Genomic DNA, 4,945 nt, shown 5'->3' with positions numbered 1-4,945 from the left:
AAGCTGGCTGGTGTCGAAATTCTGGGGCGACTGGCGCACCGACCCGAAATGGCTGTGGCGCCTGTCGCGCGGCCATGGCTCGAACGGCGTGCTCGGCGACGTCGGCATCCACATCCTCGATTTCGCCAGCTATGGCGCGGCGCTCGACATCGACCATGTGTTTTGCCGCCTGCGCGCCTTCGACAAGGCGCCGGGCAACCGCATCGGCGAATACGGGCTCGACGCCAATGACAGCTTCGCCATGACGCTGGATTTCTCCAATGGCGCCTTCGGCGTGGTGCATGCCAGCCGCTGGGCGACCGGCCATCTCAACGAGCTCAGGCTGCGCATCTATGGCGACAAGGGCGGCATCGAGGTGATGCACAATCTCGAAGGCTCGGCGCTGAAGGCGTGCGTGGGCGACAATGTCGAGAACGCCAGATGGGAGGCGCTCGACGCCGGCACGGTGCCGACCAACTATGAGCGCTTCGCCGAGGCGGTGAAGAGCGGCGTCCAGCCCGAGCCATCCTTCCGCCACGCGGCCGAATTGCAGAAGGTGCTCGATCTGGCGGTGGTGTCAGACGAGAAGCGCGCGGAGCTAAGGGCACACGCGGACACGCAGTGAGGGCCAACCGGGTTAGCCTTTATCGTTGCCAGAAGGGCAGCTTGGCGATCTCTTCCTCGACCTGCCGTCTGGTCAGGCCGATATCGTCGATCAGATGCGGATTGGTCTCCGAGATTCGCTTGAGATCCCAGCGAAAGCGTGCCTGCCTGCGCCAGGCAGCGATCGTGCCGCGCAGGCTCGTCAAGGACCGGCGCGGCGCCCGCCTCGCGGACGCTGCCTGCCGCGCTGCGCAATGCTGGACCGTTGCAAGGGTATCGTTCATGGCAACCTCCTGTGGTTTGAGGCCCATGCGATTTGGGGGCCTCGACCTGAATGAGGTTGAATTCTGCAGGATGCCGGCAGCGGCGTAATTAAGCCCTCCCAAATAGTTCTCAAAACTTCCAAATGGGCTATAGATCAGCCGCATGCAGGGATCGCGCTTTGCCTTTGGTCCGTATGTGCTTGATCCGTCTGCGGGAACGCTGCTTCGCAACGACGTTCCCGTGGCCGCCGGCTATCGCGGGCTGAAGCTGCTTGCGGCGCTGGTCGAGCGTCCCGGCGAAATCCTGGCCAAGGCCGAGCTGATGGATGCCGCATGGCCGGGAACGGCCGTCGAGGAAGGCAACCTGACGGTCCAGATCGCCCAGCTCAGGAAGCTGCTCGGTCCGGCCGCCGATGGCGGTGACTGGATCGCCACGGTGCCGCGCGTCGGCTACCGCTTCACTGGCGTCATCGAACAGCTCGGCGAGGCGAAGCGAAAACCCTTGCCGCTGCCCGGCAAGCCGTCCATCGCCGTGCTGCCCTTTGTCGCCTTCAGCAATGATCCCGGGCAGGAGTCCTTCGCGGACGGGCTGACCGAAGACCTGATCACCGACCTGTCGAGGAACGCGGGCCTGTTCGTCATCGCGCGCAACTCGGTCTTTGCCTACAAGGGAAGGGCGATGGATGTGCGCGGGATCGCCGAGGAGCTCGGCGTGCGCTACCTGCTGGAAGGCAGCGCCAGGCGCGCCGCCGGGCGCGTGCGCATCAATGCCCAGCTGGTCGACGCTTCGAGCGGCGAACATCTGTGGGCGGAACGCTACGATCGCAGCCTTGAAGACATCTTTGCCGTTCAGGACGAGGTGACGGCCAAGATCGTCGAGGCACTGCTTGGCCGGCTGCGCGCGCCGCCGCCGCGCAACCGGCCCAAAAATCTCGAGGCCTATGATCTGTGTGTGCGGGCGCGCAAGCTGATCGACGATTCGCCGCAGACGGCGCGGGAAGCGCACCTGATGCTGACGCGCGCCGTTTCGCTCGATCCGGACTACGCCGAGGCCTATCGCTGGCTTGCCATGAACCACTGGATGCAATGGGTGCATTGGGGAGAACCCATCGAACCCAATCGGAGCGTTGCCCTGGAGCTGGCGCGCAAGGCCGTGGCGATCGATCCCAACGATGCCGGCTGCCACTGGGTGCTGGGCAACCTGCTTGCCTATGAACGCCGCTTCGACGAGGCGGACGCTGAATTCGCCAAGGCGTTCGAACTCGATCCGAACGAAGCCGACGCCTGGGCGACGATATCCGACATCGAGGTTCTGGCCGGGCAGATCGAGGTAAGCCTCGAGCACATTCGCAAGGCATTCCGGCTGAACCCCTATCCGCCAAGCTGGTACTATCTGACACTCGGTCAGGCACAATATGCGGCCCGTGAATACGAAGCCGCCGTCGAGACGCTGCGCCGGGACGAGACCTATCGCACGAGCTCGCGCCGTTTCCTGGCGGCAAGCCTTGCGCAACTTGGCCGGCTCGATGAGGCGCGCGCGGAGGTCGAACTGTTCCTCGTCGGCAACCGGCATTTTAGTACCGCCTATTGGGTCGCGACGGAGCCGTTCCGCGACGACGCGACGATGCAGCATTTCGTCGATGGCTTCCGCAAGGCCGGCCTTCCGGACTGAAGCCCCGGCGTGACCGCCCAAACTGCGCGGCTATCCCTCGCTACGACCCGTGGCGTCACGATCGCGCTCGTAGCGTCTCTTGAGCGGAAACGGCGGCAACCAGGACTCGCGACGAACGGTCCAGAGTTCGTACGTCGGCACCAGTTGGTCGGGAGCATCCAGGGAGCCCAGATGAACTTCGATCTCGTCTCCAGTGCGGGCGAAGACGGACGAGCCGCAGCGCGGACAGAAGAACCGTCCGGCATAATCGCGCGTTTCGCCCTCGATCGTCACCGCATCCTGAGCGAACACCGCCGCGGCATAGAAGAGCGCCCCGTGATGCTTGCGGCAGTCGAGGCAGTGGCAGATGCCGACCCTGTATGGGGCACCCGACGCAACGATGCGGACGTTACCGCACAGGCAGCCGCCGGTGATTGGGTCCATGCCGCGTCTCCTCCAAAATCAAGCGGTCGCAATGGCTACAACGAACGGTACTGCCGCGGCAATTGCCGCCGCCTCGCGCAATTCTTTCAATCATTTCTTGAAGCATGGGTCGGGCCTTTTCGTGATTGAATGCGGCGCGTGAACAGGGGAGACGTCCGTTGACCGACTACATCGCATTGCCGAAAGCCGAGGTGCACATCCACGTCGAGGGCTGCTTCGAGGCCGACGACGTGATCAGGAATTGCGAGGAAGCCGGCATTCCGTTGCGCGCGCCGCGCGACAGGCTGTTCGAGGCGCACAACCTGAAGAGTTTCCTCGAAATGCTCGATTGGCTGTGCGGCACGTTCCGCACGCGCGAGCAGCTGGCGAGCACGGCCTACAAGTTCGCCCAGCGCATGGCCAGGAGCGGCGTGCGCTATGCCGACGTCATCGTCAACCCGACTCACTGGCCGCACTGGTACAAGAACATTCCGGGGATGATCGACGCCTTCGACGCCGGCTTCGCGGCCGCCGAAGAGGACGGTCACCCTCCGGTCGGGCTTTGCGTCAGCCTGTTGCGCACCCAGTCGGCGGAGGAAGCGATCGAGCTGGTGGAGCTGCTGAGCGGGATCAGGCATCCGCGCGTGGTTGCGCTGTCGATCGACGGCAACGAAGCCGCCGCCGGCCGCACCGGCCCGCGCTTTGCCGAAGCGTTCCGCCGTGCGGCTGCGGCGGGCCTGCGGCGGACCGTTCACGCCGGCGAGTCCAGCGGTCCGGAGGGCGTGCGCGACGCGGTCGACCTGCTTGGCGCCGACCGCATCGACCACGGCGTGCGGGCGATCGAGAAGCCGGACCTGGTCGACCTGCTGGCTGAGAGGCAGATCCCCCTTGGCGTCTGCCCGATCTCCAACGTCACGCTCGGCCTCTACCGGTCGATCGCCGAACATCCGATCGACACCTTGCGCCGGGCCGGTGTTCCGGTCTCGATCAACACCGATGATCCGGCGCTGCTCGACACCACGCTGGAAGTATCCTATGCCGCCTGCGCCGACGCGTTCGCCTGGGACGGCGAAACCATCCGCGAGCTCGCGGCGACATCGGTCAAGGCGAGCTATGCCGACCCCGCGCTGAAGGCGCAAATCCTGGCGGATCTGGCGGCCTGGCGGGCCTGACAAAGGCCGCCGCGCTCCGTGACGGGCGAGAGCCTGAAGTGCCCTTCCGCCGTGCTTCCGAACTCAATAAGCTGCTCCAGCCGCGCTGGTCGGACGAGGCCGGGCGGAGCCGAAAGGAGCCGGCCATGGTCAGTCGTCGCGCGGAATGCTCTTGCGGCCAGCTTTCGGCTGTCTGCTCGGGCGAGATCGTACGCATTTCCGTATGCCATTGCCTGGCCTGCAAGCGGCGCACCGGCAGTGCCTTTAGCTACAATGTCCGGTTTAAGGAAGGTGACGTGTCCATCCAGGGACGGGCGGCGGAGTTCACCCGTGTCGGCGAGCAGGGCGGCCGCGTCAGCTATAGCTTCTGCCCGGATTGCGGAACCACCGTCCACTACCGGCTCGACAGCCAGCCCGGTGTGATCGCAATTCCCGTCGGCGCCTTTGCCGACCCGTCCTTCCCGGCGCCGTTCCAGTCCTTCTATCACGACAGCCGGCGCTGCGCGTGGGTCGAGATCCGCGCCAAGCCTCTGGCGACGTTCGGCTGACTTCCGGCGAGCGTTCTTAGCGCCGCAATCGGCCTGCCCGATAAATCGTCACCGCAGCCGCCACCAGCGCCGCATTGCCGGCGGCGACGCTGCCGTCCGGCAGGTGCTTGCCGTCCTCCAGCCCGACCCGGGTCGACAGGTTTCGAGCCGCCGCCCGCTCGACGAACGGCCACACTGTCGCGTTCTCGCCGTGCAGCAGGATCGAGCGGCGGATTCCGGCGCGCGCCAGCACCGTTTCGATGCCGTCGGCGACTTGGAAAGCCTCGTCGAGCGTCTGTTCGGAAATCTCGATCAGGACGCGCAGCACGCGCCCGCCATGGTCGAGCG

Annotated in this window: 7 protein-coding genes; 4 read left to right on the top strand and 3 right to left on the bottom strand. The window is 65.5% G+C overall.

Annotated features, from left to right (window positions below; translation table 11 throughout):
* The coding region (locus tag EN745_RS29960; protein WP_145992209.1) for a Gfo/Idh/MocA family oxidoreductase at positions 1–604 on the top strand (604 nt) is incomplete at its 5' end.
* Positions 605–623: 19 nt separating this feature from the next.
* On the opposite strand, the gene EN745_RS29955 is transcribed toward EN745_RS29960, so the two are convergent.
* Positions 624–866: a DUF1127 domain-containing protein gene (locus tag EN745_RS29955; protein ID WP_126055457.1), complete on the bottom strand. Its 243-nt coding sequence runs from the start codon at positions 864–866 to the stop codon at positions 624–626.
* Between the two features lie 142 nt (positions 867–1,008).
* On the opposite strand from EN745_RS29955, the gene EN745_RS29950 reads away from it, so the two are divergent.
* A complete protein-coding gene (locus EN745_RS29950) occupies positions 1,009–2,517 on the top strand; it encodes a winged helix-turn-helix domain-containing protein (protein ID WP_126055456.1) in 1,509 nt (502 codons plus the stop codon).
* 30 nt (positions 2,518–2,547) lie between these two features.
* On the opposite strand, the gene EN745_RS29945 is transcribed toward EN745_RS29950, so the two are convergent.
* Complete coding sequence (locus tag EN745_RS29945) at positions 2,548–2,940, bottom strand: GFA family protein (RefSeq protein WP_126055455.1); 393 nt, start codon at positions 2,938–2,940, stop codon at positions 2,548–2,550.
* A gap of 158 nt (positions 2,941–3,098) precedes the next feature.
* Between EN745_RS29945 and add the strand changes: the two genes are divergently transcribed.
* Positions 3,099–4,091 (top strand): adenosine deaminase, encoded by a 993-nt coding sequence (gene add, locus EN745_RS29940; protein ID WP_127407026.1) that lies wholly within the window; start codon positions 3,099–3,101, stop codon positions 4,089–4,091.
* 125 nt (positions 4,092–4,216) lie between these two features.
* The gene (locus EN745_RS29935; protein ID WP_127422907.1) at positions 4,217–4,618 is read left to right on the top strand and encodes a GFA family protein; all 402 of its coding nucleotides are present in this window, start codon (positions 4,217–4,219) and stop codon (positions 4,616–4,618) included.
* A gap of 16 nt (positions 4,619–4,634) precedes the next feature.
* On the opposite strand, the gene EN745_RS29930 is transcribed toward EN745_RS29935, so the two are convergent.
* The coding region (locus EN745_RS29930; protein ID WP_189363199.1) for a 3-keto-5-aminohexanoate cleavage protein at positions 4,635–4,945 on the bottom strand (311 nt) is incomplete at its 5' end.

Origin of the sequence: Mesorhizobium sp. M4A.F.Ca.ET.022.05.2.1 (assembly GCF_003998845.1) — a bacterium.
GTDB lineage: Bacteria > Pseudomonadota > Alphaproteobacteria > Rhizobiales > Rhizobiaceae > Mesorhizobium.
This window is presented reverse-complemented; position numbering and strand designations above follow the sequence as displayed.